The sequence below is a fragment of the Acinetobacter corruptisaponis genome (genome assembly GCF_030053775.1).
GTDB classification, from domain to species: domain Bacteria; phylum Pseudomonadota; class Gammaproteobacteria; order Pseudomonadales; family Moraxellaceae; genus Acinetobacter; species Acinetobacter corruptisaponis.
In genome coordinates this window covers 106,900-131,546 of sequence record NZ_CP125670.1, presented here as the reverse complement: position 1 = coordinate 131,546, position 24,647 = coordinate 106,900, and the positions used below count along the sequence as shown (strand labels likewise).

22 protein-coding genes, 5 pseudogenes and 1 other annotated feature are annotated in these 24,647 nt (G+C 37.8%); of the genes and pseudogenes, 9 read left to right on the top strand and 18 right to left on the bottom strand.

Annotated elements, in window-relative coordinates; all coding sequences use genetic code 11:
* The first annotated feature begins 190 nt into the window (after positions 1 to 190).
* Both QLH32_RS18890 and QLH32_RS18885 read left to right on the top strand, forming a co-directional pair.
* Positions 191 to 956, top strand: a pseudogene (locus tag QLH32_RS18890) (IS5-like element ISAba31 family transposase).
* Entirely contained in the window at positions 957 to 1,202 is a 246-nt protein-coding gene (locus QLH32_RS18885; RefSeq protein WP_052690212.1) for a hypothetical protein, read from the top strand.
* A 101-nt stretch (positions 1,203 to 1,303) separates the two neighbouring features.
* Here the strand turns inward: QLH32_RS18885 and QLH32_RS18880 are convergent, their stop codons facing one another.
* Positions 1,304 to 2,323: an AraC family transcriptional regulator gene (locus QLH32_RS18880; protein WP_045796736.1), complete on the bottom strand. Its 1,020-nt coding sequence runs from the start codon at positions 2,321 to 2,323 to the stop codon at positions 1,304 to 1,306.
* Between the two features lie 153 nt (positions 2,324 to 2,476).
* Between QLH32_RS18880 and QLH32_RS18875 the strand changes: the two genes are divergently transcribed.
* Complete coding sequence (locus tag QLH32_RS18875; RefSeq protein ID WP_061403633.1) at positions 2,477 to 3,922, top strand: coniferyl aldehyde dehydrogenase; 1,446 nt, start codon at positions 2,477 to 2,479, stop codon at positions 3,920 to 3,922.
* 114 nt (positions 3,923 to 4,036) lie between these two features.
* Positions 4,037 to 5,755 (top strand): GMC oxidoreductase, encoded by a 1,719-nt coding sequence (locus QLH32_RS18870; RefSeq protein ID WP_061403634.1) that lies wholly within the window; start codon positions 4,037 to 4,039, stop codon positions 5,753 to 5,755.
* Between the two features lie 299 nt (positions 5,756 to 6,054).
* Here QLH32_RS18870 and QLH32_RS18865 read toward each other — a convergent pair.
* From QLH32_RS18865 to QLH32_RS18840, 6 genes and pseudogenes are all read right to left on the bottom strand, one after another.
* Positions 6,055 to 6,820, bottom strand: a pseudogene (locus QLH32_RS18865) (IS5-like element ISAba31 family transposase).
* A 218-nt stretch (positions 6,821 to 7,038) separates the two neighbouring features.
* Positions 7,039 to 7,200: pseudogene (locus QLH32_RS18860) on the bottom strand (IS30 family transposase); the annotation flags it as partial.
* Positions 7,201 to 7,227: 27 nt separating this feature from the next.
* On the bottom strand, positions 7,228 to 7,767 hold the full coding sequence (locus tag QLH32_RS18855; RefSeq protein ID WP_017396455.1) for a nuclear transport factor 2 family protein: 540 nt from the start codon (positions 7,765 to 7,767) through the stop codon (positions 7,228 to 7,230).
* A gap of 10 nt (positions 7,768 to 7,777) precedes the next feature.
* The gene (locus QLH32_RS18850) at positions 7,778 to 8,161 is read right to left on the bottom strand and encodes a hypothetical protein (RefSeq protein ID WP_008942232.1); all 384 of its coding nucleotides are present in this window, start codon (positions 8,159 to 8,161) and stop codon (positions 7,778 to 7,780) included.
* Between the two features lie 76 nt (positions 8,162 to 8,237).
* Positions 8,238 to 9,719, bottom strand: coding sequence for an efflux transporter outer membrane subunit (locus QLH32_RS18845; protein WP_008942231.1), 1,482 nt, complete (start codon positions 9,717 to 9,719; stop codon positions 8,238 to 8,240).
* Positions 9,716 to 9,955: pseudogene (locus tag QLH32_RS18840) on the bottom strand (efflux RND transporter permease subunit); the annotation flags it as partial. The gene QLH32_RS18845 and the pseudogene QLH32_RS18840, both read right to left, overlap by 4 nt.
* Before the next feature lie 23 nt (positions 9,956 to 9,978).
* Here QLH32_RS18840 and QLH32_RS18835 point away from each other — a divergent pair.
* Positions 9,979 to 11,385 (top strand): DotA/TraY family protein, encoded by a 1,407-nt coding sequence (locus QLH32_RS18835; RefSeq protein ID WP_283269469.1) that lies wholly within the window; start codon positions 9,979 to 9,981, stop codon positions 11,383 to 11,385.
* A 51-nt stretch (positions 11,386 to 11,436) separates the two neighbouring features.
* On the opposite strand, the gene QLH32_RS18830 is transcribed toward QLH32_RS18835, so the two are convergent.
* Positions 11,437 to 11,829, bottom strand: coding sequence for a hypothetical protein (locus QLH32_RS18830; protein ID WP_044424407.1), 393 nt, complete (start codon positions 11,827 to 11,829; stop codon positions 11,437 to 11,439).
* Positions 11,830 to 12,060: 231 nt separating this feature from the next.
* On the opposite strand from QLH32_RS18830, the gene QLH32_RS18825 reads away from it, so the two are divergent.
* Genes QLH32_RS18825 through QLH32_RS18810 form a run of 4 tightly spaced genes read left to right on the top strand, consistent with a single transcriptional unit; the run spans position 12,061 to position 15,385 of the window.
* Positions 12,061 to 13,929 (top strand): M23 family metallopeptidase, encoded by a 1,869-nt coding sequence (locus tag QLH32_RS18825; protein ID WP_283269467.1) that lies wholly within the window; start codon positions 12,061 to 12,063, stop codon positions 13,927 to 13,929.
* A 20-nt stretch (positions 13,930 to 13,949) separates the two neighbouring features.
* A complete protein-coding gene (locus tag QLH32_RS18820) occupies positions 13,950 to 14,300 on the top strand; it encodes a hypothetical protein (protein WP_044424405.1) in 351 nt (116 codons plus the stop codon).
* 15 nt (positions 14,301 to 14,315) lie between these two features.
* On the top strand, positions 14,316 to 14,714 hold the full coding sequence (locus QLH32_RS18815; protein WP_129262118.1) for a hypothetical protein: 399 nt from the start codon (positions 14,316 to 14,318) through the stop codon (positions 14,712 to 14,714).
* Between the two features lie 17 nt (positions 14,715 to 14,731).
* Positions 14,732 to 15,385 carry a hypothetical protein gene (locus tag QLH32_RS18810; protein WP_283269465.1) on the top strand — a complete coding sequence of 218 codons (654 nt, stop codon included), beginning with the start codon at positions 14,732 to 14,734 and terminating at the stop codon, positions 15,383 to 15,385.
* On the opposite strand, the pseudogene QLH32_RS18805 reads toward QLH32_RS18810, so the two are convergent.
* The 10 genes and pseudogenes from QLH32_RS18805 to QLH32_RS18760 all read right to left on the bottom strand — a co-directional run bounded on the left by QLH32_RS18805 (position 15,382) and on the right by QLH32_RS18760 (position 24,646).
* Positions 15,382 to 16,615 (bottom strand): annotated as a pseudogene (locus QLH32_RS18805) (IS3 family transposase). The gene QLH32_RS18810 and the pseudogene QLH32_RS18805 sit on opposite strands and share 4 nt — an antisense overlap.
* Positions 16,224 to 16,340: a sequence feature (AL1L pseudoknot), on the bottom strand. It overlaps the preceding pseudogene by 117 nt.
* Positions 16,616 to 16,787: 172 nt before the next feature.
* Entirely contained in the window at positions 16,788 to 17,678 is an 891-nt protein-coding gene (locus QLH32_RS18800; RefSeq protein ID WP_250734303.1) for a ParB/RepB/Spo0J family partition protein, read from the bottom strand.
* Positions 17,679 to 17,691: 13 nt separating this feature from the next.
* Positions 17,692 to 18,552 (bottom strand): ParA family protein, encoded by an 861-nt coding sequence (locus QLH32_RS18795; protein ID WP_283269464.1) that lies wholly within the window; start codon positions 18,550 to 18,552, stop codon positions 17,692 to 17,694.
* A gap of 133 nt (positions 18,553 to 18,685) precedes the next feature.
* A complete protein-coding gene (locus QLH32_RS18790) occupies positions 18,686 to 19,315 on the bottom strand; it encodes a hypothetical protein (protein ID WP_283269462.1) in 630 nt (209 codons plus the stop codon).
* Positions 19,316 to 19,324: 9 nt separating this feature from the next.
* Positions 19,325 to 19,930 carry a hypothetical protein gene (locus QLH32_RS18785; protein WP_283269461.1) on the bottom strand — a complete coding sequence of 202 codons (606 nt, stop codon included), beginning with the start codon at positions 19,928 to 19,930 and terminating at the stop codon, positions 19,325 to 19,327.
* Positions 19,930 to 20,859: a hypothetical protein gene (locus tag QLH32_RS18780; RefSeq protein ID WP_151711561.1), complete on the bottom strand. Its 930-nt coding sequence runs from the start codon at positions 20,857 to 20,859 to the stop codon at positions 19,930 to 19,932. Before QLH32_RS18780 ends, QLH32_RS18785 begins: the two co-directional genes overlap by 1 nt.
* A 38-nt stretch (positions 20,860 to 20,897) precedes the next feature.
* Positions 20,898 to 21,293 carry a hypothetical protein gene (locus QLH32_RS18775; protein ID WP_151711562.1) on the bottom strand — a complete coding sequence of 132 codons (396 nt, stop codon included), beginning with the start codon at positions 21,291 to 21,293 and terminating at the stop codon, positions 20,898 to 20,900.
* A gap of 21 nt (positions 21,294 to 21,314) precedes the next feature.
* Complete coding sequence (locus QLH32_RS18770; RefSeq protein ID WP_151711563.1) at positions 21,315 to 22,157, bottom strand: hypothetical protein; 843 nt, start codon at positions 22,155 to 22,157, stop codon at positions 21,315 to 21,317.
* Positions 22,158 to 22,171: 14 nt separating this feature from the next.
* Positions 22,172 to 23,152 (bottom strand): hypothetical protein, encoded by a 981-nt coding sequence (locus tag QLH32_RS18765; RefSeq protein ID WP_151711564.1) that lies wholly within the window; start codon positions 23,150 to 23,152, stop codon positions 22,172 to 22,174.
* Between the two features lie 87 nt (positions 23,153 to 23,239).
* Entirely contained in the window at positions 23,240 to 24,646 is a 1,407-nt protein-coding gene (locus QLH32_RS18760) for a secretion/conjugation apparatus DotM-related subunit (protein WP_215899245.1), read from the bottom strand.
* Position 24,647: the final 1 nt, after the last annotated feature.

Genomic DNA, 24,647 nt, shown 5'->3' with positions numbered 1-24,647 from the left:
TGTATTCCTCTTTAAAATTAAAAGTAAGCTATATGTATTTTAACTCTATTGATACTTTATTAAATGGTTTTTGAATTTTTATACTTTATTTTCGATGGAGATATTTTTATTAGGGTGTGTTGACACTTTTAGCTTAAAAAAATAGCGAAGTAGTAAAATCAAATCGCCGAACCCAATTTTACTATTCGCTATGCCTCGTACCATGCTGACAGATCAACACTGGCAAAAGTTGAAAGTTATTCTGCGTAATTTATCCATTCACCACAACTCAAATTTACGCAATTTTATTGAAGCTATTCTCTATAGAATTAGAACAGGCTGTCCGTGGCGAGATATTCCTTGTTGTTTTGGTCATTCAAACTCTATTTTCAAACGTTTTAATCGTTGGTCAAGCAGCGGTAAGTTACTTAGATTATTCAAATTACTAGCCTCATGCCCCGATATGGAGTGGATTTTTATTGATGGCTCTCATGTACGTGCTCATCAACATTCTGCTGGCATAGCGAATCAATCTATTTCTAAAAGTGTAGGAGGAAACTCCTCAAAAATACATTTGATTGTTGATGCACATGGCAATCCTATTGATTTCATGATTACCGATGGAACCACACATGATGTTAAAGTTGCACCTGATTTAATATCAACATTAGATTTAAAAGAGACAAAAGTGGTATGTGCAGATAAAGGCTATGATTCAGAACCACTGCGTGAACAGATCAGGAAAACAGGGACTAAAGCGAATATACCAAAGAAAACAAATAGCCAATCGAACAATGACCATATGGACTGGTATTTATATAAAATCAGGCATTTAGTTGAAAATATGTTTTGTAGATTAAAGCAATTTAGAGGAATAGCTACTCGATATGACAAGCTCAAAAGAAATTATCAAAGTTCTGTTGCTTTAGCCTGTATATTTTTATGGCTACCTTTATAGGGTTAATTATGAACAGTAAATGTCAACAGACCCTAGTTACACTTATCCAAATAGTACGACGGTGGCATTGAATACTGAAACGACATATGACTGGAATGCAGAAGAAGCCACAGTTCCTGTCAACTTGACTGTGACCAAAGTGATTCGCCTAAATGGTCAGGCCATTAGTGTGGGCGGTGGTGCTCGATATTGGGTTGATGATACTGACGGCAGCCCGAAAGGTTGGGGGGCACGTTTGGTCGCATCCTTTGTTTTCCCGAAATAATCAATTGAGTCTGTATTGATTAGAGTGACATTCAATGGATTTAAACTATATGCTTGAATTCGTTGGGTACTTTTTATTTAACGAAGTAGCAAAACCAGAAGTCATACAATATGGCTTCGACTTTTGTCTCTTAACTCGGTTGGAGGAACGCCAAACCAGCTTTTAAAGTTGCGACTGAAAATAGATAATTCTGCATAGCCCAACTGTAGAGCAATATCTGTCAAATTCACATTGCCTGCATCAAGCATACGAAGCGCTTCTTTTTTTCGGACATTTTCGAGTATATCTCGATAGGTTGTTCCTTGCATTTTTAAAGCGCGCTGAAGCTTTTTCGGATGCATTCCCATACAGAGTGCGATATTTTCAATGCTGCAGTCTCCTGTCGCCATCAGCATGCGGACTGAACTCTCTATCAGTGCGGTATTGTCTTCAGTTTTGGTGCTGCTTTGTGTTTCAAGCTGCTGTACGATTAGTTGATTAATGGCATCTTCATTAAAATTATAGGGTTTATAGCTTAAAAAGCTTGCGGGAAAATAAAGCGCATCCTCATCGGTTTCAAATTCCACTGGACAGGAAAAATGTGCTTGGAAAGTTTGAGCTCCTTTTTGTGGTGCTTTTTGCTTGAAGCAAATTTTTTCTGCATGCCACTGTGGGCCAATCAAATCTTTTAAAATATTCGCGACAAGGCAAATGGCCAGTTGTGATTTTTGTGGTACATCGGTGTTGTATTCACTTAAACGCACAAAGTTCAGCTTACAGAACAGAGCATTATGTTGCGAGACGTGAAAGACAACGCCTTCAGCATGTAAATAGACATACTTTTGCGCCACGCTTAAGGCTTCAAGTATGCTCGTTTGTCGGGACATATAGACGCCAATCAAACCGATTGTGCTAATATTTTGGAGTGCGCCGAGTTTTAAACCGAAGCAGTCATCCTGACAGGCTAAGGCCGCTTTTTCCAATAAATTTAAATAATGATCATAATGAATAAATGAATCTGGATCGCGGAGTAAAGCAGGTAAAATCCCGATCTCTTTCAAGATTCCTATAGGGTTTATGCCATAACTACGGACTAAGTCTTCAAAACCGCCGAGGCTGGCTGCACGAATATAACTTCCCATTACAACATTCCGTGTTGTCCTAAAAGATCAATTTAGTGTCCTAAAAAGTCAAGCATAATTCAAGTCATTTGTTAAAGTAGGATAAGAGATTATCTCAACCAACATAGAAAAGAAGTATTGAATCACCATTTTTAGCCGTGAAAGGAAAAGCATATGCAACTTACGGTTCAGTCTCATATCGAGCAAACAGTGATAGAACAGACATTGCACGATTGTTTTCAATTACAGCGCAAAAGCTTTCATCAGCAAGGCATTGAAACGATTGAACAACGCAAGCAACATTTACTGAATTTAAAAGCATTGATTAACAATCACCGTGAAGCAATTATTGACGCCTTGAATCGTGATTATGGAAATCGTTCACGCCATGAAACCTTATTGGCAGAAATTATTACTGTCACGGATGACATTAACGGCAGCATCAAACATTTGAAGCAATGGACGAAAGTACAAAAACGACATGTCGATCATAGCCTGTATTTTGGTGCGAAGAACCGTGTGATTCCTCAGCCACTGGGCGTGATTGGAATTATTGTGCCGTGGAATTTCCCCATCAATTTGATGTTTTCACAGTTGTCGGCCGTGTTTGCTGCGGGAAATACCGCTATGGTTAAAATGTCTGAAAATTCAAGACATTTGGCCGAATTGCTGATGGAGTTAAGCCCCAAATACTTTAAAGCGGAAAAATTACAGATTTTCGATGAGACGGGTGAAGTAGGCATCGCATTTTCAAAATTGCCGTTTGACCACCTGATGTTTACTGGCTCTGGTGCGACAGGGCGTAAAGTCATGGCTGCTGCTGCACCAAACTTGACGCCAGTGACTTTGGAGCTGGGTGGTAAATCTCCTGCGGTGATTGACCCTGAATACCCCATCGATAAAGCTGTAGAACGCATTATGTTTGTGAAACAGTTTAATGCGGGACAAATTTGTACCAATGTCGATTATTTATTTGTGCATGAGTCGAAGTTACAAGCATTTATTCAAGCCGCGGCAGCGTGGGTTCAGGAACATGTGCCTGATATTCATAGCAAAGATTATACTTCTGTGATTGATGAGCGCGCATTTCAGCGCTTAGTGCATAGCTTGGCAGATGCTGAAGCCAAAGGGGCAAGTTTGATTAATTTAAATCAGCAAGAGCCAGATGCTGCGACACGAAAATTTCCACTGACTTTGGTGTTGAACAGCAATGATGAGATGGAAATTGATACGCGTGAAACCTTTGGTCCGATCTTGATGGTCAAAACCTACCAGAAGCCTGAAGAGGTAGTGGACTATATTGTGCAGCGTGATCGTCCATTGGCCTTTTATCCATTTAGCAATAATAAAAGCTCAGTCGAATTTTATATCAGCCGAGTTATGTCGGGCGGGGTTTCGGTCAATGATGCCTTATTTCATGTCGGGCAGCATGACTTGCCATTTGGTGGGGTCGGTGCCAGCGGGATGGGGCATTATCATGGCTATGAAGGCTTTTTGACTTTTTCCAAAATGCGTCCTGTGTTTTATCAGGCGGGTTTTTCGAGCTTGAAGTTTCTCGCGCCGCCTTACGGAAAATTTGCCAATTGGCTGTTGAATTTATTGATTCGGATGAAGTCATAAGCGCTTAAATTTAAAAACCTCAACATCACTTTTCACTTCAAGATGGATATTTTGAAGTGAAGGAATTAGTGTATTTAAAAACAGAAAAATAAAACTTTTAAAGGAGTTAATAGGATGAATAATAAAGATTTTGATTTTGATCAAATCGTGATTGGCTCAGGCTTTGGTGGATCGGTCAGTGCTTTACGCCTTAGTGAAAAGGGCTATAAAGTCCTGATTTTGGAGAAAGGATTACGCCGTGAAGACAAGGATTTTCCAACTACAAATTTAGACACCAAAAACTATTTGTGGCGGCCTGAACTGGGATTCAGAGGTACGATGCAATTTACTTTCACCAGTAAAACCACCATTTTGCATGGGGTGGGCGTCGGTGGGGGCTCACAAATTTATGCCAATGTACATTTAATTCCACCTGATGCTGTTTTTGAGTCTGAGGCATGGACCAAGATTCGTAAAGACTGGAAAGAAACCTTAAAGCCGTTTTATGGTCTCGCTCAACGTATGTTGGGTACAGCGAATAATACTTATACCAATATTGCAGACGAAACGTTAAAAGAAGTTGCGAGTGAAATTGGATATGCAAATTCATTTAAAACGGTGAATACGGGGGTCTTCTTTTCGCAAGTAGCTGGTCAAGAAGGACAATTAGCGAAAGATCCGTATTTCAATGGAGAGGGGCCAGATCGTAACTCCTGTATTTATTGTGGCGCTTGTATGTTGGGCTGTCGTAATAATGCCAAAAATACCCTGATGAAAAATTACCTGTATTTTTCTGAGCGTAATGGCGTTGAAATTCGTCCAAGTTCTGAAGTGGTGAAAATTACACCACTGAATGAAGATGGTAGCGCAGGTTACGAAGTAATAGTCAAAGAAACTTTAGGAAAGAATGTTCGTCAGTATAGTTTGCGCAGTCGTGGGGTGGTGTTATCTGCGGGTGTAATGGGTACGGTACCGATGTTGTTAAAAATGCGTGATCAGCATAAAACTTTACCCAATATTTCTTCATTGCTGGGACAGGAAGTTCGGACGAACTCGGAAACCCTGACCACAGTGAACAATACTGGTAAAAAACTGGATGATGGTGTGGCTATCAGCTCCTTTATTTCAGTCGATGCAGATACCAATATCGAGGTCACACGTTTCCCTGAAGGTGCGGATGCTTCATGGATTTATATTCCATACGTGCCTATGGTGACTGGTCAGGGCTTTATGCGCTTTATGAAGTTTGTGTTCAATACACTGTTACATCCCTTAAAAACCTTTAAAGTACTGCGTTATAAGGGTAAAGCCAAAGACTCTATCATTTTATTGGTGATGCAAAAGTCTGAAGCATTCATTCATTTTGAATGGCGTAGAAAGTGGTATCGACTGTTCAAAAATAGTATCACTGCTGTGCAAAAAGAAGGGGACACGCCACTCACCGTTTCATTCCCTGCGGCTGAAGAAGCCACTAAAATGATTGCACAAAAGTTAGGTGGAGAACCTGGTTCTGCACTTACTGAAATTCTACTGGGAACGCCAACGACAGCACATATTATGAGTGGTGTCGCGATGGGCAATGACAAGTCGAATGGCGTTGTGGACTTCACTGGTCAAGTCTTTGGTTATCAAAATTTACGCGTATTAGATGGTTCGATTGTACCTGGGAATTTAGGTGTGAATCCCTCACTAACCATTACCGCACTGTCTGAATTTGCGATGAGTCAAATCCCAGTGTTCTCCGCAGAGCGGGCAGCAAAGATTCAGCGTATTGAATTTAGTCAGCCTTTGGAGGGACAGGTGTCTGACTTGAAGGGTACTGGTGATTTAGCCAGTGCATTAAGCAATGCTTAAAAAAGTGGATATGGTTTGGGCTGGTGATGGTGATGGTGTCTAATACGGCAAATTAGACAGCCCAAGCAATACAATCTTGAGATCATTATCCCTCTAACGCTGTATGACAGCGTTAGAGTGCGTTGCTGATTTTATGGGCTATAATTCAGAAATTCCTAAGCTAAGAAGAGAGCGAAAAGCTGTCTTACCTTTTTTACCGATCAATGAGTAATTGGGGGGCATTATTGAGTCTATTCATAAACCCAAAAGCCATGGTTTATTTTTTCTTGTTATAAAATATGACTAGGGTCTGTTGACATTTACTGTTCATAATTAACCCTATAAAGGTAGCCATAAAAATATACAGGCTAAAGCAACAGAACTTTGATAATTTCTTTTGAGCTTGTCATATCGAGTAGCTATTCCTCTAAATTGCTTTAATCTACAAAACATATTTTCAACTAAATGCCTGATTTTATATAAATACCAGTCCATATGGTCATTGTTAGATTGGCTATTCGTTTTCTTTGGTATATTCGCTTTAGTCCCTGTTTTCCTGATCTGTTCACGCAGTGGTTCTGAATCATAGCCTTTATCTGCCCATACCACTTTTGTCTCTTTTAAATCTAATGTTGATATTAAATCAGGTGCAACTTTAACATCATGTGTGGTCCCATCGGTAATTATGAAATCAATAGGATTGCCATGTGCATCAACAATCAAATGTATTTTTGAGGAGTTTCCTCCTACACTTTTAGAAATAGATTGATTCGCTATGCCGGCAGAATGTTGATGAGCACGTACATGAGAGCCATCAATAAAAATCCACTCCATATCGGGGCATGAGGCTAGCAATTTGAATAATCTAAGTAACTTACCGCTGCTTGACCAACGATTAAAACGTTTGAAAATAGAGTTTGAATGACCAAAACAAGAAGGAATATCTCGCCACGGACAGCCTGTTCTAATTCTATAGAGAATAGCTTCAATAAAATTGCGTAAATTTGAGTTGTGGTGAATGGATAAATTACGCAGAATAACTTTCAACTTTTGCCAGTGTTGATCTGTCAGCATGGTACGAGGCATAGCGAATAGTAAAATTGGGTTTGGCGATTTGATTTTACTACTTCGCTATTTTTTTAAGCTAAAAGTGTCAACACACCCTAGTAGCTTGTTTAAAAAAGATTTGTTTATTTTTCTATTAATTGCTTCTAAATAATAACTTCAATATTTTTGTGGTTAAAAGGCAAGGGGGTATTATGATGTGTTTTTTATTGAAAATAAGCTTTTATATTAGGGCGAATTCAAACATGAGGTGCGACAGTTTGAAAAGTCTTATGATAATCAACAAGCTGAGCAAATTTCTCTAATGGTGTAAGCCAATCTAACGCTTTTCTAGGACGAGTATTCAGTGACATGGCAACTTGATTTAAATAATGCTGATCTGCCTGATTTAAATCAATCCCTGCGAAGACATTTTATAGCACTCCTGATTATGGCTCTAACTGACTACGCAATGGATGATTGTTGTAGTAATCACCGATGTATATAATCTTATTATTTTTAACCTCAAAAAATGAAGCACCTTTAAAAGTGATTACTTTTGCGTCTTTTTTACCAGACTGGTCTTTTTTATTGAGGGTTCCCTGAAGCTGCCATTCGACAGCAACCTTATCACCAACAATGAGTGGCGGGGATGTAAGCGTCATCTTCCGATCAGGAATGACTGTTAATAAAAACTTGGGTACCTCAATTACAGATGCTGTACCTTTACGGTTTTCTTCATTACTTGTATTGAAATACTCAACATTCGTGTCAAGAACTTTAGTCAGGTCATCTGGCTGCGTACCATTCCAGATATTAAGATAGCTCTCCACGGTTTCCAAAGCTGTATTGATCGGTGCTTTTGCATGCGAAATTGAAGCTAATCCTAACGTCATAAGAATGAGTAAGAATGTCATGAAAAAAGGCTTTGATTTTTTCCCTTGACCATCAACATCTTGCTTCAATTGATTGATATAAATAGTGTTCATCATATTCACCTTAGACTTGAATAAGTTCATCCACAATCCGTTCGGCGTCTTCCCTGGTATTGACGATTTCATAAGGAATGCCAAATGCCTTTACAGCCATTTCCGTCATCTTTCTGATGGCAACTCTTTTTTCCTGATCAGGTTCAATGCAGATAATTGCCTTACATAACTGATTAAGTTCATCTTTATGGTTTTTAAGCCAAAGACCACGTTGTTTAAAGTCTTCAGGTGTTTCTTGCATTGATAATTGATCATAAACAATCACAAACGGACTGCTCATTTCCAAGAATTCCTGCATTTCCAACTGCCATTGAGGTGAATAACCTGGAACTGCCTGATCTTGCTTAAACTCAACAAATGGGAAGTTTTCTATATCATGGATAATAAATTTCATTTATATGACCTCATATTCTGTTTCATCTTGTCAGGAATTCATCTCTTTCCATCAAAAGATGAATTCCATCGATGTGCTATTTCAAAGATTTACGTTCAATCTGTACGGTATGTTCATTCCAGCCTCCACCTAATGCCTTGTAGAGGTTGACCTGATTATTCAGGCGTTCCAGGCGGGTCTGTATAAGTGCCTGCTGAGATGCATACAGAGTTCGTTGTGAGTCGAGGACTGCGAGATAATTATCTTCACCAGCATCAAAACGTAAGGTTGCCAACTTATGGGCATCCTGGCTGGCCGCAATCATTTGCTGCTGCGATTTGATCTGTTCATCTAGTGTGGACTTGCCAGCCAGCCCATCAGCAACTTCACGAAAAGCTGTTTGAATAGATTTGTCATAGTTGATGACTTCAATCTGCTTCATGATGTGTGAGCGATCCAGATTTGCCTGATTTAAACCTGCATTAAATATGGGCAAGTTAATCTTGGGCATAAAACTCCATGCACCTGTACCTGCATTAAATAGATTATCCAGACTGGAACTTGCCGTACCCGCCGAACCCGTTAGGGTAATGGATGGAAAAAATGCTGCACGGGCTGCTCCAATGTTTGCATTCGCAGCCTGAAGCTTATGTTCTGCGGCACGAATGTCTGGACGACGTTGAAGTAGATCCGATGGCAAACCAACTGGTATATCCTGCATAACAACCTGATCAGGAATTTTGGGGGACTGGTCCAATTGGGCCGCCAATTCCTGTGTTAATGGTGAACCCAGAAGTAACACCAGAGCATTACGATCCTGTGCAGTAATACGCAAGAATTTTGCATAATTGGTTTGTGCGGTGCGCAGTCCTATTTCAGCTTGACGTAAATCAAATCGGGTTGCATTACCAACATCAACAAGTTTCCTGGTCAAGTCATAGGATTTCTGCTGTGTCGCCAAAGTCGCCTTGGTTAAACCTAACGTTTCCTGATCGGCCTTATAGACCAGATAAGCATTAGCAACTGCGGATACCAGACTTAACTGTGATGCTGTCTGGACCTCTTTAGAAGCCAAATAGTTCTGTAAAGCCTGATCACTCAGACTGCGTACTCGGCCCCATAAATCGACTTCCCATGCGACCGAAGTAACACCAACCTGATACATGCGGGGGTTATAAGCAAGATCAGACGGTAAACGCTGACTGGCTGACTCTGCGGTAACACCCACATGCGGTAAACGGTCAGCACGACGAATACGATACTGTGCTTCTATCGCCTCAACATTTAAAGCTGTCACCTTAAAATCATGATTGTTTTTCAATGCATGATCGATGAGTTGGAGTAAGACAGGATCGGTATAAAAGTCACGCCAGCCAATATCGGCTGCGACTGTTTGCTTTCCATTGTTCACTTGCAGCCCTGGATAAGCCTCTCCTGTTGGATAGTGTTCCGACACAGGAGAGACAGGTCGCTCATATATGGGTGCCATTGAACATCCTGCAAGAATAGTGGCAGTGGTTAGTACACTCATTTTCTTGAGGAAGGTGTATCGGTTTAAATGAAGTGTTAAATTTTTCATTTTGAACCCTCCTGTACCAGTGCTTTGGCCTGTTCTCTACGCAGAATAAAATTACGAATGACGACATAGAAAATGGGTGTAAACAGCAAACCAAAGATTGTCACGCCCAGCATTCCAGAGAAAACAGCGATACCCATGGCATGACGCATTTCTGCACCAGCACCTGTGGCTAATACCAGTGGTATCACACCAGCAATAAATGCAATTGAGGTCATTAGAATCGGGCGTAATCTTAATGAAAATACAGGCTACGTCTGATATGGAAAATTTAATTCCAGAGGATCTTACAAGTGAAGATGTTTCATATAAACGTATTGCAGCTGATGTAGAAGACGCTAATACAACTTTAGTTATGAAAACGATGCGAGTCTTTATCGATACGTTTGTTGGTTCTAGTGCAACCAATAATGTTGATGCTATTACTCGAATGCAAACAACAGGTAATGTTTTGCATATCGTACTAACTCAATTGGATGGTGCTATTTCTGGCCTGCGAATTGGATTAACTGTAGGTGGTGCAACAGGTGCAGTATTCTCAGACAACATTGGTACAGCTGCTCAGATAGCAATTGGCTTGGTTGATTACTTATCTGAGAAGTTAGGGAAAATCATGGTAATGGGTAAGTTGGTAGCAATTTACATGGCTATTATTATCCCAACATTACCGTATGTATTCTTCTTGATGGCTGTTATTGGTTGGGTGCTCCACATTCTTCAGGCAATGACTGGTTTGATCTTATGGTCGATTATGCACATGATTCCTGATAGAACCTTTGTTGGTTCGCAGATGCAAGGATACTTGACCGTTATTGCTTTGTTCTTCAGGCCTATGTTGTCTTTAATGGGATTCTATTTAGCATTTATGCTGTCAGATCCTATTATTACTTTTACTACAAACGTATTCTTCACAATCATGGGTGCAACTCAATTCACATCAAATGGATTCATTGCTGCACTATCACAATTTTTCTTCTTGATGGCTTGGGTGATCTTGTATTGCACGATCCTTTTACCAATCATCTTTTTGATATTTTCATTGCCGACTACACTGGCTGATAGTGTTATTTCATGGTTGGGTACGAATTTATCTCGTTCTCTTGGTGAGACCAATCTTGCACATAATGCTGGTAGTGCAGCACCTAAAGCAGCAGGATATTATGGTGGTAGTGGTGGATCTGGTGGACAGGGTGCTTCACCTAATCCAAATGGTGGCGGTGGTGGACAAGGGCAAAGACCGCAGGGTGGTGATGGCACTGTTTTAGTTAATCGTGGATCTGGATCTACAGCAAAGCCATCAGGATCAGTTTCTAGTTTGCCTAATGCTAATCCTAGTTCTGTAGGAGCAGCTCCTCAACAGAACAATGTTGGGAGAGCAGTAGGGCAAGGTATTGCGAGAGGGGGTATTGCAGGTGGGTTAGCTGCTTATGGTGCTTATAACGCAAGACAGGGGCTTTCTCAGCAAGCTACATTAGGCACTGCACAGTTATCTTCATTCAATAATGCGAATAGAATGGCTATACCAAATTTCTCCAGTATGACGTTCTCGCCTGTATCGGGTCAAAATCAGTTATCTAAAACAGGCAATGCGCCATACTTACCACAATCAAGAAATTTCCAATCATTGAATACGGATAATAGAGGCTTATCACAAGATTCACGGCATTAATTGAAATAAAAAAAAGAGTTTCTTAAGAAACTCTTTTTTTTTTTAACAATGTTATTTGGATGAACTAAGTTTTGCTTTTAAATCATCAATTAAATCATCAAGACGATTAATTGTTGCATTGCCTTTAGAAATATTCAAATAAGCATCATTGAGTTGATTATTCTTTAAATTCAATTCACGTTGAGTGAGTAATAACTGTAATTTAACTCGCTCTAACTCATTTGCGATTTGATTAACATAGTTTTGATCATATAAAACTTCATTTGGTAGAGCTTGACCTAAACTATGGTTATTGTTCCCATTTACAAAATTTCGTATTTTTTGAGCAGCAATAGGTGTTTGAGTATCCATGTATTGCTGATACTCACGTTCTTTTCTATCGAGGACTGATGGATGAAACATTCCACCATCCAAACCGCCCTCAGAGTAAGGAAGATTATTCATGACCATCTCCTTTTTTAATATTTATATACATAAGGTAAGTATAAATAAATCAATATGGTAGTCAATTTTAGAATTGTAAAGGTTTTTTAAAAATTAGATATATCTAAAAAATAAAAACATTATGCTATAAAACTTGCATAATTCAGCAGTTTAGAAGAAAATTGAACACAGAATTAGATATTCAAAATTAGATATTCAGATGGTTTACCACTGAATGATAAAGAGGCATAAATGACAATTTTTAATTCAAAGAAGCAACTTTGCGTTGTTCTCTGTGCTCTGATGTATGGTGATGTCCATGCTTCAATGCAATTTGAATATAATCAGCCAAGTGGTCAGACAGGAAAGCCAACAAATATTGCCATAGGGGAAATGCCCTTATCTGGTAATTTAATTGTTACTACCCGTTTTGGAATGGGGCGTACTAATTCGGATGGATCAGCACGTACACATGCAGGTCTGGATATTGTCAATACTAATGGCGACCATAAACTTTATGCTATTGCTGATGGTACAGTTATAGCAAATGACTGGTTAAATGGTGGCGGTAATTTCATACGAATAAGAAGAAAAGACAATAACGATGTTTATCAATATTTGCACTTGGCAAATCGATCACCAATTAATGTCGGAACAGAAGTAAAAAAAGGGCAATTTATTGGTACGATGGGGAACACGGGTGTATCTCGTGGTACTCATTTACATTTTGACTATGCTGTCCCTCAAAAAGAAAGTACCAGAGCACGTAACGCATGGTTAGGCAATTCCAGTAAGGGAGCTGATGCTAATCCTTTTCAAAACATTCAATCGGTCGGCGCAAACAGAAATGGTTTAAGTGGCTACTATGTTACAGATCCTACGCCTTATCTTAAAGATGATATACCGATTAATGCGAGTGCATATAAGAACTATCTAGGATCAACAATTCGGCAACAATTTAACATTCTTTATGGAGCAAGTTTACCAGTAGGATCTGGTGCATCGCAGCCGAAATTTTCAGGCCTAAAATTTCCTTTACCGCAGGGTTATGGAGCTACTGATGAGCAACTTGCGAAATTAAATATATCGGTTATTGAGGCAAGACAAAAAGCTCTTGAGGATGGAACGATCACTGAGGCGCAGGCCTATGATCCAAACGTCACTTACAGAGAGCTTGAAGACATCTTCAGGGACACTGGCCAGATAGGTGAACAAGAGCCAATTAAAATTGATATTGGTGATGATCAGACGGTTAAAGGGCATATAGAAGATTTAGCGTATAGGCGGTTCTCATCTTCAGGATGGGCACAAGATATTATAAAAGCCTCAAATCGATCATTATGGGTTGAACTTCTTAATATGGAAGTTGCCCGTAATCATATAAAAACTGAATTGATGCGTCAAAATGAACGCATCGAAGCATTACTTGCTGCCTATACCATTGCAAAGGCCAAATATATAGCAGGAAAAGTAGAGGAATTAAGACAGGCAATTGAAAGCGGTCGAAGCATAGCTTTAATTAGTAACTTAGAACTTGAAGATCTTCCTCCTACCGCTTCTGATTATCAACTTGCAACGTCTGTTGTAACTAAACGCAGTGGATCTAAAGCATTAACTCAAGAACAGAAAGATGCAATTATTAGAGTAGCGAAGAATATAGGTGCAAATCCTAATGACTTGGCAGCGGTAATTAGTTTTGAAACAGCAGGTTCATTTAGTACAAATGCACGAAACCCTAAAGGATCTGCAACAGGACTTATTCAATTCATGCAATATACTGACGGCACAGGTAATAAGAATACGCCTAGAAGCCAATGGGACTATTGGGGAATGACTAGAGACCAGTTCGGTGCATTATCATTCTCAGATCAGATGAAATATGTTGAGAAGTACTTTAAGGATCGTGGTTTACGTGAGTCAAAACCAACAAGTTTAGGCCAATTGTATAGTCTAGTCATGGGTGTACCAAGTGGAGGCTATACAATTGCTAGATACCCTGATGTGTTTAGAGATAACCCTGCATGGGATGTGAATGGTGATGGGGTCATCACTGGTGCTGAAGCAGTATCAGGATCTCAATTTAAATCACATATTCGTACCTATTTCCCTGAATATCCATAATTACGAGTAAGGAGAATTTTATGAAAAAAATTGGTTTGATCCTATGTAGTGCTCTCTCTGTAAGCATTTATGCTACCAGTGCTGTTGCGAATACAGGTCTTGATAATCAGTATTATCAAGCTGTTCAGAAATTACAGGACAATCCGTTATCTCTGAATGTTAAAGAGACAGATCAAAAATATATTGGTATTTATACATCAGTTAAAAATACGATGGTTTCTTTGAATGCTCAAAAGAATAGTTCTGTATTTAATCAGTTTAAAAATCAAATTGAGTCTGAATGCAATAAGCTCAAAACGGGATCAGCTGAAAATGTCAGTTCTTCATATTGCAAAGCCAGTCTTAATGCTGCTATTTACGCAAAACTTTAATGTGAGGATGAAAAAATGAAAATACAAACAGTTCTATTTTCTGCGTTGTTATCTGTTTCAACTTTAACATTAGCTAATAATAAGTTTGAGACTGAGTTCAGTAATATTCAGGAAATTAAATATAACTGTGCTGATTCTTCCTATGGTGATGCAATCCAATGTTATGCAGGTATTGAGAAAAAACTAAATGGCTTAGCCGATACAATAAAAGCCTCTAACCCTGCAAAAAGTAAAGATGCAGCATGGAATAATTCGATGAGTGCTGTGAACTCTGTCTACCAAATCTGCAATAAGATAAATGCAATAAATTCTCCAATGGGGGGAGCTGATGCACTTACAGCAGGTGCAGCTTGTAAAGTGGATCTAATCGCTTTGAAACCATATAAGGCAGCAAAACTACTTGAACAGAAATAGTTAAAAAGGATAAGAAAATGTTTAAGATTGGCAACGTACCAGAAGTTGAGAAATTAGATCTCTCCAGTATGCAGAATGATTTTATAAAATCTTTCGTAGATGGATTAGTTGCTGATCGTTTAATCCAAAAGGATTTAGTGATACTAGATCCTTTTGAAGATGATGAGCAATTTCTTTCTTTTCAAATTTACTATCCACAAATTCCTGAAAAAAGAGTAATTATTCAAATTGAAAGACCAAAATCTGTGATTAAAGTCTTTGTTGAAAGTGAGACTTTTTATTCAGGATCGGGTTATGAGTTCCTTATCCATCCTACATCTGCACTACTTACAGCAAAGCACGATGATATTGTAGAGATAGTGCATGGTAAGATCTTTTTCTTGGCATACAATTTGTTGAGACTAGCTGATGGTTATGAGTTTTTTGTTCAAAAGGATAATGAAGTACTCGAAACAAAGCATCCGATGATTGCAATTTATGAAACATTTGTAAGTCCTATAGATCAGAACAGAACAATACTTTTCAATGAACCACATATAGAAACTGAATGTACCGATGTGTTGATTCAAATACGTCCTGATGAGAAGCTTGTATCGATCACTGGAGAGGGAATGTCTTTGGGTAGTATTGAACCGTACCGGGTTTGTCGGAGACTTTTTTATTTAAGTTAGGCCACCTGACCTAACGGGTTAATCTTATCATAGTACATTGCTTCAAACTCAAAAGGCGACACATAACCCAGTGCACTGTGTACACGCTTTTTATTGAACCAATCTACCCAGTTTAGTGTCGCAAGCTGTACATCCGCTAAACCTTGCCAATCTGCTTTTAAATATTCAATCACCTCTGTTTTGTATAAGCCATTCACTGTTTCAGCCAAAGCATTATCGTATGAATCACCAGTCGTACCGACTGATGCTCTTAAATTTGCTGCTTCTAAACGATTGGTATAACGAATCGAAAGATATTGCACACCCCTGTCGGAATGATGAATCACATTCTTTGGCATGCCTCGATCATGCAATGCTTGCTCCAATGCATCGAGCACCATATCTGTATTCATCCGTGTAGATACTTTCCATCCAACAATGGCTCGTGAGAACACATCAATAACAAATGCGGTATATACCCAGCCTGAATGAGTTTGAATATAGGTAAAGTCACCCACCTGAGAAGCATTGCTTCGCAAGGGTTTGGATGATCAGCATTAAAATTACGTTTCACTAAATCATCTGCCCTTTTTTGGTCATCTCGGTTACGGGTGCTTTGTTTATTCTTACCACGCCAAACACCTTGTATACCTAGCTTTTGCATCAATCGAGCAACTGTACAACGTGCAATAACATAACCCTCACGTTTTAATTTTTGCCAGACTTTACGTACACCATATCGACCTGAACTTTCCTTCCAAATTCGTTTAATTTGTTCAGCATGATGCTCATCATGTAGATCTCGTTTCGCTCGATGTTCTGGATTGTCAGCGAGATCTAAAGTTCGGTAATAGGTTGAAGCTGCGATCGGTAAAATCCTACAAATCGCATCAACACCATATCGATCTTTATTGTTATGGATAAAATCCACCATTATTTGTATGGGCGGTCGAGCTCCGCCTCGGCGAAAAAAGCGGCTGCTTTACGTAGAATTTCATTGGCACGCTTTAATTCTTTAATTTCACGTTCCATTTGCTTCATTTTTTCTTGATCAGATATCTGTTGTACTTTAATTGGGTTTTGTTGATCTAAGTATTTTTGATACCAAACACTTAGAGTTTCAGGAGTACAGCCAATTTTAGGAGCAATTGCGGAAACTGCTGCCCAGTTCGATGGATAATCTTTTTCAGATTCAATCAATAATTGAACCGCTCTTTCTCTGATTTCAGGAGTATATTTTAATTTTGTCATCGGGATAGTCTCTCAGAATATTGACTCTCCGACAAACCCGGTACGGTTCAGTATTAAATTGTTAGAGACATTTGTAAGCTTGAGTTACCTATACTCTGATATGGCTGTTGAATATTCTTGTTAATACATTACCTAAAAAAAACCTCCTTTTTACGGAGGTTTTTTTGATATGTTATTTATATTGTTTTTGGATAATTTTAAGATCGTTGATTAACTCTGCCAGATCGTTAAGAACTTCCACTCTTTCTTCCTCATCTTTAATTTTACCTTGAGACAATAATGAAATACGATCAAGACTGTCTTTTCCTTTCACAGTAATATCAATGATGACTTTCTCATTGTAGTCAGGAGCTTTGGTTGTTTCTTTATTCTCTTTTTCCTCATCAATGACAAATTGATTTTTAAGTTTTTTCACTTCTGGCATACCGAGAGATTTACCTGAAGCAGCAAATTTTTCTACCCATTTGATAACTTCATCTGGATGTTCTTTAGAAAGGTTCGCAATCTCATACATGGCCGAAAAGTCTTTACACATTCCTTGATTGTGCATCCACTCAAGATTATCAATGATGCTCTGGTGAACATCTTTTGTTAGCGAAGCAATTTTACTTGTTTTTGCCTCATTAAAGCCTAATGCGAGTCCGATTTGCTTTTGCTTGGCAATTTTGTTGGTGATCAGGCGATTGATACTGTGGCTCAGATCAAAGATTGTCATATCTTTACGCATGACATTAGCAGTCAGCTGATCTAATTCAGAGAATTCAGCTTTAATCACGGCAGGAATCGTTTTTAAACCTGCTCTGAGTGCGTTTCTTCTGCGTCTGTTGCCATCTTTTACAATATAGCGTGTAGAATCATCAGGATGGGGAATAATGACGATAGCCTGCAATATTCCACGATCCTTAATGCTTTCCACCATTTCGTCTTCATCTTTATCTGATAGAAATTTGCGTGGGTTTAACGGATCTTCTTCAATGAGGTGCAAATCCACCTCAATTGACTCCATTGTTTTTGCGCCCTTTTCTTGCTCATTGCTTCCAGTGATAACGTCTAGTAAGTTCATGTTGATTCTCCTATTACTTGTCAGCAGCAAGTTTGAGCTGTTTTGAAATTTGCTTGAAAAGGGTAAAGAATGTCTTTTTGACTGGTCTGGTCGAATTCTTTTGGATATGCCATGTAGCGATCCCAAGCTCAGCTGCTTCTTCGATTACATTTTTTTCCGTGAAATGAAGAATGGAATCATTTTCTAAATAGATAAGGTTTGAAGCCTTTCCATCACGGTTAAGATCTGCCAAAGCAGTTTTTTGTACTTCAGATTTTTTATTTACTAAATTAGGTACTACGCCTCCCAAGATCAGATCAGGGTTCATAGCTTTTTTAATTTTTTGTGCAAAAGCAATATATTCTGAAATACCATCAACGGCATAACTTTTTAATAATGTTGGCATAACAACCAGATGAGATACGGACAAAGGAATAAGCAATAAATTTCCTAAAGTTGGTGGAGTATCAAAAATAATAATTGTTCTATGTTTCAGTAGTTTAGATATGTTTTCTTTAAAAGTAGCCGTTTTTTCAGTATCGATACTGTTGTTAATATTAGCCAATGCTAGATTTGGTTGGAATACAGCAATTGCACCACTATTGATAGATAACTGCGAGTCTGACAATTCATTTAGGAATAGATCCACAGCATTGCCTTTTAAGACTGTGTTCGTATCCGATTTTTTTACATAAGCAGGTAAAGAGGCTTCTTTATTGTATTTTAATAAATGTTTAGAACTATTACCCTGATTATCTAAATCGATCAAGGCAACTTTGTAGCCTTTCTCAGCAAAGAAAAAAGCACAATGAACTGAGAACGTACTCTTACCTACACCACCTTTACTATTACCAATAGCAAGGATTCCTGAATCTTTTGCAGTGATTTTTTCCATCTTTTTATCCTTTTGAAATAGGGTGAACTCATGCACATTGCTCATCCACCACCGATAGTCAAAGAATAACTTAGATGTAAAATTAATGAAAGTATTTTTCTTAAAAAAATTTCATTTATGAAAGATTTTAATTTTATGACTTAATAAATACATCATCAATATTTAGTTCAATGTTATTTAATTGAATGGAATAAAGCGATTTCAGTGTTTCTATTGCATCTGGAAAGAAATCAATTGCACTGCTCAGTTGAGGTTCTATAGAACTCAATGCAATATTAGGAATGGCACGATTCTTCTGCCCATTGATGTAAAATACATTACACCAAGCAGGAAATATGAAGTTTGAATTAACTACTTCAAAAATATTAAGTAGTACACCTTGTAAATTCAGGGGTGAGGCTTGACCAAAAACGTTAGGTGAATTAAGAGTACCTAAACATTGAGAAAATTCAGTAGTTAATGAATTAGGTGAAATATGGTGAATAACATAAATTATTGTTTTATTTGAGTTATTTTTATTTATTTCTTTTTTAAATACTTGATTCCGTAGTAAATAAGATTCTGAATCTATAAATTCTGATGGAGCAATAGCATCATTTTCAATCATTTCATGGTAAACCATGATTGCTTTGTTAAGCATTTCAGAGCAAGCCAAAATATCTCTACGGTGTAAAGGGTTATTTGAATAGGTTAAACGATCTAGTAGTAATCCCTTATCTATTAGGTTACTCCGAAAAACTTCAATAAGAGTGACATAATCCATTTTTCTGGCCTATAGAAAGCGTGTCGTATTCGCTTTGAAATGTTGCTTGGTTATTGCAGTCTTCTGATGAATTACTGGAATTGGACGATCAGAAAAGTGTTCGATTTCAAGCTTGTTGAACCCATTGGAAGATTTCTTAATTTGACCTAAGATCATGTTCTTAAAAGTATCTTTTTTTGAACTTAAATAATCTATGTACATATCGCTTAAGGGGATACTTACAGTCAGACTGCGGATTGAAATTTTATTATCACTTTTGATGTTTTTATTTTCATAATCAAGTGGTGGAAATTTAATGACTAGATAATTTTCTATGAAAGTTACATATTCAATCTGGATCTCATTAAGCCACCAGAAATCTGCTTCCTGACAGAAAAATAGGAAATTTTCTGGATTGTTATCGTCTATACCAAAGGCGAATAAACTTGCTTGTTGGCTAGAAAATTCGATAGAGGAGTAAGGGTTCTTCTTATCGTAAAAATAATTAAAAGAACTTAAAAACCGTAAAAGGTAGAGCCATGCACGTACTTTTAGCGCATTGGATGATGCAATTTCAATCTCATCATCTTTTAGTTCTTCAAGCGCATCGATAATATGAGGAGGTAATGCACTCATTATTTTTGCTCCAATTCTGGTTCAGTTTTTTGTTGGATCAGCTTTTTATGTTCTGTGATGATGTTTTTTAATGCTTTATGCTCACTTATCCCTTTGGATTGAGCTATTTCAATAACCCACTCATAACAAACATTATCCAAGATACGTTCAATTTCAGTTTTGAGCTTTCTACTTCTGGCAGATCGATTGTCATCTAGTAGTAATTTTTCAATATTGGCATACTGACGAAGACGTTTAACATCACATTTGCGAATATCAAGTAACTTACTGATTGAATTATCGTTTGAACCTTGCTTCACGTAATTAACGTACTCATCCAGATTTGAATAAAGCCTTAAAGTTGTGATGATATGTTCATGGCCAGTCACGATGAGACGTTCAACATAAGTTGCTGTCTCTGGATCATCGATGCTGCGATTACCTTGAAAGATCATTTCATCAAAGATTTTCTGGTCATATACATCACAGATGAGCCGAGACTTCTGGCGAGTTGCCTCAATTAGATGTGACGTACCATCGATGTGGAATTGACTTTGAATTTTTGAAAATTCAAGTTTGTTTAAAATTGCTAAAGCAATAATAAATTCCGCAGGCAAGTCGAACTCAAGGTCAAAGTTTTGAGTAATTGCCCGACAATATGACTGAATGGGTAAACGTCTTTCAACAATCCATATTGAGGTATCAAAGAAAGTAATGATCTCAGATATTTGGTCATCACTAAACAGTGGATACTTTTTATCAGAGTTGAGAGGGTTTGCAAGGTTGGACTTTCCACCTTTCAAAAGATAAATACTTTGGTCTTTATTACTTGTAAAGAAACCATCTTCTAACTGTGAAAAGTTAAAGGTTTTAGAGTTTAAAGATATTAAGTTTTTAATATCCTTGTAATATTCCTCTAAAGTAGATTTTCGGCGTTCCTTTCTTTCCATAAGTAACTCATTCAAATAAACTTTTTAAAAATTAAAACTTAATGACGTGTGATTGAAATTGTTTCTATTTCTACACTTGGCTCATTTGGATCAGGTTCTTCTGTTATGAAGAAGTTGTCGGGATTATAGGGATCAGAAGAAGCAAAGTCCTGCTCTTTTTTTGTCTTGGACTCATGAATGTATTTTAAAGCATTCATAAATACATTGTATTCATGTTCATTACAAAGTTCCGTCTCTAATAAGCAAAGCAAATAGCCTTGAATTAACGTATTCCGAGTTTTCACAGACTCAAAATCTTCTATGGGTAAACCCATAAATAAGCAAGTACCAATAGGTTCTGACTTAAAATCAGCTAGATGCTTATTGATATGAGTTAAATTAGGATTTTTTTGGATCAAAGCAGTTAAAAGTTTATCTTGGTCTAGTTCATCCATTTTAGAGTCCTTTTTCTAAACTTAATTAACTTCTTGTAGGCAACCAAGATCGCTTTGAGCTAATTTAGGGACACCCATGCGATCTTGAACTTTAGCAACAACGTCTTCAGCAATTTGTACCTGCTTATCAATCGATGCGTTTGAATAAAGATTCTGTCCGCTTGCTGTTTGGTTGTTTGAGCTGTACTTGTTGGCGAGGGCAAGTGCAACGTAAATTAATAGGATTGCAGTAATTACCATTAACACTAACTGAATAGGGGTAAACGTATAGCCGAACATCGTATAGGTTCTTGGGGTCGCAGGAATTGCTGCTGATCCTACTGGATGATAGTTCTGGCCAGACATCATATTAACGGGATATTTAACTTGAGATCCTAAGTTGTATGCGTCAGAAATTTCATTGAATACTTGTGACCATTGTTCCTCTATATATTGTTTAAGCTCTGCATCATTGTACCAATCTGCATCACCCTTAATGAGTTGGCTTGGATACACTTTTAATTTAACTGAAGCAAGAGTGTATTTTTTAGATTCGAGATTACTTTCCAATACATTAGAAATAAGTACAAATGGTTTGAATGAAGCAGTACGAAATGGAATTTCTTGATCATCAGTTCCATTTTGCTTATCAAAGTTATCGAAGTCGATTCCATAGTCAAACGAGGGGACATTAGGTAATGGAATTGATACTAATTTGGGTGATAAATTCTCAATGGTGCAATTATCTTCAAATTCAATTTTTACAGATAAAATCTTTGCTACATCTTCAGTCGGGTTACTGACAGCATGAATATTTGATTGTGATAATGGTTGATGAGAAGTTGCAGGCACTTTTACTTTCGATTTTTTATTAAATAATTTCATGGCGATAATACCTCTCAGATTTTACCAAAGATCATTTCAAGGATACTTGCATCAGAGAGGCCAGTAGCCATTTTTGGCTGACCAGTCTTTTTGTTTAAGTAGAAAGCGGTTGGTACTGCAATGGTATTACTATTGGTACTTTGTTGAGTTGCTTGCACCAAGAATGCCTGATTCTCATCGATAGCTTTTTTGTCCGCTGCTGTAGCGTCTGGTAGGCCAGTTGTGTCTTTGGAAAATGCTTTATTTAATAGACTTGGATCATGTAATGTTGCAGCTGCAAGCTTATATCCATCATCAGACTGTTTTAGCAATACTGTAGGAATCCATTTGATTGAATATCCCTTTTCAACATATTTGCGTGTAGCACGGTAAGCTTCGTGGCAGTTCGGGCAGCGTGGATCATAAAGTACATATAGAGTGTCAGTATCAGATCCTTTACCCTCTTTTGCACCTTTTAGTTTCGCCAGTACTTCAATTGCAGCAGGAGCAGGTTTATTCCATTCTCCTACTATTTCGGCAAAGTCTACTGATACTTGTTCCTGACCTAACGGTGTACCTAAACCACTTGGATTTTCTGGTGTGCCATTTCCGTATTTTTGCTGTGCAGCTTGGAGAATTGGAAGACTGACGCTATCCATAGTGTTTACATCAAATGCGTTACCTGTGATAACGACTTTTTCATCAGGAGTTGTAAAGACAACTTGAGGTGTACCATTAATAACAATCGTCCAAGCAAGTAGATTACCTTGTATTTTATTGACTTCCGAAATCGTGCCTAGACGTGCCATGTTTGTATGCAGTTCTTTACTGTAGTCCTTGCTCTCAGCTGCTACAGCGTGTTGCTGTGTGCTTGTATTTGAGGCTGTGTCAGTTTTTTTAAGAACTAATAAATAGATGATTGCAAATAAGAAAGCAGCTATCAATAATCCAATGATCAAACTTTTAATTGATAATTGGGATTGATTAGTTTGATTCCCAAGTGTTCTATTAGTCATTTTGAAACCTTTTGGTTGGTTTTATAACAAGATTGAAATAATGATAACTCATTTTAAAAAAAACATATATCCGAAAAATAAATATTTCTATGATGAGACTGTAGCAATTTTTACTGAATCTAAATCCTGAGCTGATTCAATTTGTGGGGTGTGGTGATTGAGATATACATCAGGCTGTTTGTATTTGTATCGCTTAAGAGCTTCATTTAGGCCAAGCCATCCGTAGCTGAAGTCTGGAGATACTTTCTTTCTTTTGTAATAGCATTCTGACGTGTAATGAGAGAAAGCTGCCAATTGTTCAACGAAAACACTTGGTCTACCTACGCTTTGAACTAAAGCCCATAAATTTCGGTCATACATACGCAACCAACGTAATTCGCAGGGTGCGATTACACCTAACATTCGTGCTCTATAAACAGTAGCGATCAGAGCTGTTCTGGCATAGGCATGTTGGCTGAAAATTTCTTGAGCTACTGGATGTTTCCAATATTTAGAAACGGTCTTTTCAAGTTTTTTTCGGTTAAATGACTGGTAACTTCTAGGTTTGAGATTTTGAGGGTTGATAAACTTTTTATCAGTGGTTAGTTGCTTGTACGCTACATGCCAAAAATAATCTAAAACTTGATCCTTATTTTTCAAGATCGACTTAAATTCTTTATCAGACATATTTTCATCAGTGGCACATGCTACTGGTAGGAAGATAGCAAATAAATTAATTTCACCGTCTGTTAAATCTTTTGGTGAATTTAATAAATCGCCTAACTGGATGTACATTTCCTTTTCAAATTGCTTTTCATCAAGTAACGGATATACATCATCTTTGGGTGAAGAACCAAAATTCTGTTCATCGTTGAAATCTGCAATAGACTCAATTTCATATTTTCTAAAACCAGATACGAGCTTGTATTCCAGAACAAATTCTCTTGGAGAAAGCATTAATCTGTAAAAGCCTTTATCGTTTGGAACTTTCGATTGAACGAAATATGAAATGTACTTAAGGTGAGGGTAGAGTACGCTTAATTCGAGAATTAACGATTCAAGGTCGTGGTCTTTGACGTAACGAGTGTCAGGAATATCAACAAGATTTTTACTATGTTTGTACCAGACATATCCAATCAGTGCTCCTGCAATCAACATGGATGGAAACAGGTTGTTGATATAGTAAAAATTAAAAGGAATTGCTTTTATATTGACTGTGCAATTCATTAAAGGGTTTAAGTAATGGTTGGGATCTGGATAACACAATTTGCTGATTGTATTGGTTGTAAAATTCAATACTGAAGCATCACTATTGGTGATCTTCTTGATTAATAGCTGCAAATACCAGAATGGAAGTTCAATGATACCAAATAGGGTTCGAGTAATTTTAACTATAGCTACACTGCCATAGTGCCATGCTCCCCAAAAGAAGCCCACAGTGACGAATATAATTGCACCTACGATGATCAATGTATCTGTACTTGAATCTGAGGTTCTGTGATTATGTTGATTCATG

What these genes read in the sequence shown, in the direction of transcription:
- QLH32_RS18820 (WP_044424405.1), top strand. Translation starts at nt 13,950, where the DNA reads ATGAAAAAAATTGGTTTGATCCTATGTAGTGCTCTCTCTGTAAGCATT.
- QLH32_RS18795 (WP_283269464.1), bottom strand. Translation starts at nt 18,552, where the DNA reads ATGGAAAAAATCACTGCAAAAGATTCAGGAATCCTTGCTATTGGTAAT.
- QLH32_RS18880 (WP_045796736.1), bottom strand. Translation starts at nt 2,323, where the DNA reads ATGGGAAGTTATATTCGTGCAGCCAGCCTCGGCGGTTTTGAAGACTTA.
- QLH32_RS18765 (WP_151711564.1), bottom strand. Translation starts at nt 23,152, where the DNA reads ATGACTAATAGAACACTTGGGAATCAAACTAATCAATCCCAATTATCA.
- QLH32_RS18775 (WP_151711562.1), bottom strand. Translation starts at nt 21,293, where the DNA reads ATGGATGAACTAGACCAAGATAAACTTTTAACTGCTTTGATCCAAAAA.
- QLH32_RS18770 (WP_151711563.1), bottom strand. Translation starts at nt 22,157, where the DNA reads ATGAAATTATTTAATAAAAAATCGAAAGTAAAAGTGCCTGCAACTTCT.
- QLH32_RS18760 (WP_215899245.1), bottom strand. Translation starts at nt 24,646, where the DNA reads ATGAATCAACATAATCACAGAACCTCAGATTCAAGTACAGATACATTG.
- QLH32_RS18790 (WP_283269462.1), bottom strand. Translation starts at nt 19,315, where the DNA reads ATGGATTATGTCACTCTTATTGAAGTTTTTCGGAGTAACCTAATAGAT.
- QLH32_RS18810 (WP_283269465.1), top strand. Translation starts at nt 14,732, where the DNA reads ATGTTTAAGATTGGCAACGTACCAGAAGTTGAGAAATTAGATCTCTCC.
- QLH32_RS18830 (WP_044424407.1), bottom strand. Translation starts at nt 11,829, where the DNA reads ATGAATAATCTTCCTTACTCTGAGGGCGGTTTGGATGGTGGAATGTTT.
- QLH32_RS18850 (WP_008942232.1), bottom strand. Translation starts at nt 8,161, where the DNA reads ATGAAATTTATTATCCATGATATAGAAAACTTCCCATTTGTTGAGTTT.
- QLH32_RS18785 (WP_283269461.1), bottom strand. Translation starts at nt 19,930, where the DNA reads ATGAGTGCATTACCTCCTCATATTATCGATGCGCTTGAAGAACTAAAA.
- QLH32_RS18875 (WP_061403633.1), top strand. Translation starts at nt 2,477, where the DNA reads ATGCAACTTACGGTTCAGTCTCATATCGAGCAAACAGTGATAGAACAG.
- QLH32_RS18800 (WP_250734303.1), bottom strand. Translation starts at nt 17,678, where the DNA reads ATGAACTTACTAGACGTTATCACTGGAAGCAATGAGCAAGAAAAGGGC.
- QLH32_RS18835 (WP_283269469.1), top strand. Translation starts at nt 9,979, where the DNA reads ATGGAAAATTTAATTCCAGAGGATCTTACAAGTGAAGATGTTTCATAT.
- QLH32_RS18815 (WP_129262118.1), top strand. Translation starts at nt 14,316, where the DNA reads ATGAAAATACAAACAGTTCTATTTTCTGCGTTGTTATCTGTTTCAACT.
- QLH32_RS18780 (WP_151711561.1), bottom strand. Translation starts at nt 20,859, where the DNA reads ATGGAAAGAAAGGAACGCCGAAAATCTACTTTAGAGGAATATTACAAG.
- QLH32_RS18885 (WP_052690212.1), top strand. Translation starts at nt 957, where the DNA reads ATGTCAACAGACCCTAGTTACACTTATCCAAATAGTACGACGGTGGCA.
- QLH32_RS18855 (WP_017396455.1), bottom strand. Translation starts at nt 7,767, where the DNA reads ATGAACACTATTTATATCAATCAATTGAAGCAAGATGTTGATGGTCAA.
- QLH32_RS18825 (WP_283269467.1), top strand. Translation starts at nt 12,061, where the DNA reads ATGACAATTTTTAATTCAAAGAAGCAACTTTGCGTTGTTCTCTGTGCT.
- QLH32_RS18845 (WP_008942231.1), bottom strand. Translation starts at nt 9,719, where the DNA reads ATGAAAAATTTAACACTTCATTTAAACCGATACACCTTCCTCAAGAAA.
- QLH32_RS18870 (WP_061403634.1), top strand. Translation starts at nt 4,037, where the DNA reads ATGAATAATAAAGATTTTGATTTTGATCAAATCGTGATTGGCTCAGGC.